The sequence below is a fragment of the Nonomuraea mesophila genome, from assembly GCF_004352805.1.
Lineage (GTDB): Bacteria > Actinomycetota > Actinomycetes > Streptosporangiales > Streptosporangiaceae > Nonomuraea > Nonomuraea longispora.
The window spans coordinates 1-3,378 of sequence record NZ_SMLD01000336.1; the positions used below are offsets into that span (position 1 = coordinate 1).

Sequence of the window (3,378 nt, forward strand, 5' to 3'; positions counted from 1 at the left end):
GGTGGGGTTAGATGCCGAGGGTTCTGGCGCGCTGCCACTGGGGGTCGCGGTAGAGGACCATCTCGGTGCCGATGAGCTCGTCGGGCGCCGACAACATGGTGATCTCACCCGCGGCCTGCAGTTGCAGCAGCAGGTCGCGCACCCGCGGCCCGACGGGCAGCCGCCCGGCCGTCAGCCCGAGCCCGGTCCTGACCGTGTCGGCGATCTCCGACAGGTGGAACGGCCCGTCGAAGCCCGCCACGATGCCCCGCACGATGGTCATCGTGATCAGGTGCTCGGCCTCGGCGTGGGCCAGCTGCCAGGTGACCTGCTCCCTACGGCGGCCGGTGCCGGCGCACGACGGGCACCCGCGCGTCATCCCGGCCGCCAGTTCCTCCTCAGCCGATCCGAGGCACGCCGAGCACAGTCCGTTCTCGGCGGCGTGGAGCTCGGCCGGCATCCGGCCGGCCAGGGCCACGCCGCAGGCGCAGCCGAACGTGTCTCCGAGTATGCCGGCCTGCGGGGTGATCGCATGCTTCGTCATCGGGCCGACTCTACCGGCCTGCCCGCCCCGCGAGGCAACACCGACCGCAGCCGGTGACGCCCTCCCGGCCGCCGGGGAGCGGGGAACCGGGGAACCGGGAACGGAGAACGGCCGCCGGGAACGGGGGTGTCAGCCGGCGACGCTGCGGTAGAGGTCGCGGGTCAGCTTGGTGATGCGCTTGACGGAGCCGCTCCACGTGCCGCCCACCGGATGCGCGGTGAGCACGGCCATGACGTACCGGTCGCCCTGGCCGGCCAGGCCGGTCGTGTGCAGCACCGGGCGGCCGTAGTCGGGCACGCCCGAGCCGGTGGCCCGCTGCGCCACCCACGAGATGGGCGCGCCGATGGCCTTGGCCTCCTTGCACCGGCTGGGCGGCGTGGTGCCGAACCCCGACCAGCCCTGCTTGACCGCCCACGGCCGGGGGATCGCGTCCGGGATGCCGAAGGTCTGGTCGAAGCCGTCGGCCCCGCACGGCGTGGCCTTGCGCAGGTGCCCGAGGATCAGGTCCCTGACCTTGGGGTCGGCCCGGTCGAACAGGTAGCGGTAGGTGCGCACGATGTCGTACGCGCTGAGCGAGACGTAGCCCCAGAAGCCGGGCTTGGAGGCGGGCGGCGGCGTGGTGTCGGCCAGGCCGAGCTTGCGGGCCGTCCTGATGATGATCTTTCCTTGGCCTCCGCGCTCCCAGAACGTCGAGGCCGCGTCGTCGTCGCTGGCCCGCAGCATGGTCCTGAGCAGCTTGGCGTCGGCGGCGGGGACGTTCTTGCGCCGTTCCAGGTAGTCGATCGCGATCAGGATCTTGACGATGGAGGCCGAGCGGTACTTCCTGTGCGCGTTGCGGGTGGCCACGAACTTGCCCGCCTGCCGGTCGAAGACCAGCCATGCGGCAGTGGTGCCGGCGGGGACGGTGGGCGGCTTGGCCGACTCCGCGTGCGCGGGGACGGCGCCGAGCGCGGCGGCGAGGACGACGGGCACGGCGGCAAGGGGCTTGATTCGCACGTGCCTACAACTACCAGATTCCGCCCGTATGCCCTTGACCGCACATATAAACGGGTATAAACACAGATGAAACCAACCCGAAACGGCGGTGAATCAACATCATGTACGCCGAGGAGCGGCAGCAGGAGATCCTGCGGAGAGCGCGGTCCGCGGGCCGTGTCGACGTGGTGACGCTGGCCGCCGAGCTCGACGTCACCACCGAGACGATCCGCCGCGACCTGACGTCGCTGGAGCGGGCGGGTGTGCTGCGCCGGGTTCACGGGGGCGCGATCCCCGTGGAACGGCTGGGGTTCGAGCCCGCGCTGGCCACCCGTGACGAGGTGATGACGGGCGAGAAGGAGCGCATCGCCAAGGCGGCGCTCGCCGAGCTCCCCGACGACGGTTCGGTGATCATCGACGCGGGCACCACCACGGGACGGCTGGTCCAGGTGCTGCCCGCCGACCGGGAGCTCACCGTGGTGGTGAACTCGCCGCCGCTGGCCACCGCCCTGGCGGCCCGCGCCAACCTGCACGTGATCATGCTGGGCGGCCGGCTGCGCGGCAAGACGCTGGCCACGGTCGACGACTGGGCGCTGCGCCCGCTGGCCCACCTCAACGTCGACGTGGCGTTCATGGCGACCAACGGCTGCTCCCTGAGCAGGGGGCTGACCACGCCCGACCCGGCGGAGGCGGCGATCAAGCGGGCCATGGTCAAGGCCGCGCAGCGCAGCGTCCTGCTGGCCGACCACACGAAGTTCACCAACACCTACCTGGCCACGTTCGCCGAGCTGAGCGAGATCGACGTGCTGATCACCGACACGGGCCTGGACGTCGCGCTGGCCGCCGACCTGGCGGCGGCGGGCCCGGAGGTGATCCGGGCGTGATCCTCACCCTGACGCTCAACCCCAGCCTCGACCGCACGATCGAGATCGCCGCCCTCGACAGGGGCGCGGTCATCCGCGCCGCCGCCGCCCACCTCGACCCCGGCGGCAAGGGCGTGAACGTCTCGCGCGCCCTGCTGGCCAACGCGGTCGCCTCGCGCGCGGTGGTGCCGTTCGGCGGCGACGAGGGCAGGCAGCTCGTACGGCTGCTCGCCGCGGAGGGGCTCGACATGATCACCGTCCCCGTCGCGGGCCCCACCAGGTCGAACGTCACCCTCGCCGAGCCCGACGGCACCGTCACGAAGATCAACGAACCGGGCACGGCACTCGCGCAGGACGAGCTCGACACGATCGCCGACGCCGTGCTGGAGGCCGCGCACTCCGGCGTCCAGGGGGCCGACTGGGTGGTCGCGTCGGGCAGCCTTCCGCCCGAGGTCCCCGCCGACGTGTACGCGACGTTGTGCCGCAGGTTCGCCGGGGCGGGCATCCACGTGGCGGTCGACACCAGCGGCCCGGCGCTGTCGCGCGCGCTCGGCGCGGCGCCCGCCCTGGTGAAGCCGAACGCCGAGGAGTTGTCGGCCGCCACCGGCATGCCCATCCGCTGCGTGGGCGACGTCGTGGAGGCGGCGGCCAAGCTGCGCGCGGCGGGCGCGCGGGCGGTGCTGGCCAGCCTGGGCGCCGACGGCGCCGTGCTCGTCGAGCCGGACGGCACCTGGTACGGCGAGGCCCCCGTCACCGAGCCGCGCAGCTCCGTCGGCGCGGGCGACGCCATGCTGGCCGGGTTCCTCGCCGGCGGCGGGCGCGGCCCCGGCGCGCTGGCCCAGGCGCTGGCCTGGGGTGCCGCGGCGGTACGCATGCCCGGCAGCCGGATGCCCGGCCCCGCCGACATGGCCGGGCTCGATCCCGGCGACGTCACCGTCGGAGCCCCCGACCCGGCCCGTCCCCTCCGCGTAGCCCTCGGCGGCCTGACCGGCGCCCTGCTCGTGGCGTACGAGGACG

At 73.4% G+C, this 3,378-nt stretch carries 4 protein-coding genes; 2 read left to right on the plus strand and 2 right to left on the minus strand.

The annotated features are described in order from the left end of the window. Positions 1-7 precede the first annotated feature (7 nt). Both E1295_RS47640 and E1295_RS47645 read right to left on the minus strand, forming a co-directional pair. Complete coding sequence (locus tag E1295_RS47640) at positions 8-523, minus strand: hypothetical protein (RefSeq protein ID WP_132641947.1); 516 nt, start codon at positions 521-523, stop codon at positions 8-10. Positions 524-652: 129 nt separating this feature from the next. Continuing rightward, positions 653-1,519, minus strand: coding sequence for a D-alanyl-D-alanine carboxypeptidase family protein (locus E1295_RS47645; RefSeq protein ID WP_181958159.1), 867 nt, complete (start codon positions 1,517-1,519; stop codon positions 653-655). 101 nt (positions 1,520-1,620) lie between these two features. Here E1295_RS47645 and E1295_RS47650 point away from each other — a divergent pair, with 101 nt between their 5' ends. Next, positions 1,621-2,382: a DeoR/GlpR family DNA-binding transcription regulator gene (locus E1295_RS47650; protein ID WP_132333537.1), complete on the plus strand. Its 762-nt coding sequence runs from the start codon at positions 1,621-1,623 to the stop codon at positions 2,380-2,382. Next, the coding region (gene pfkB, locus E1295_RS47655) for a 1-phosphofructokinase (protein WP_132641949.1) at positions 2,379-3,378 on the plus strand (1,000 nt) is incomplete at its 3' end. The genes E1295_RS47650 and pfkB, both read left to right, overlap by 4 nt.

Excerpts from the sequence above, each read along its gene's own strand:
- E1295_RS47640 (WP_132641947.1), bottom strand. The coding sequence starts at position 523 with ATGACGAAGCATGCGATCACCCCGCAGGCCGGCATACTCGGAGACACG.
- E1295_RS47650 (WP_132333537.1), top strand. The coding sequence starts at position 1,621 with ATGTACGCCGAGGAGCGGCAGCAGGAGATCCTGCGGAGAGCGCGGTCC.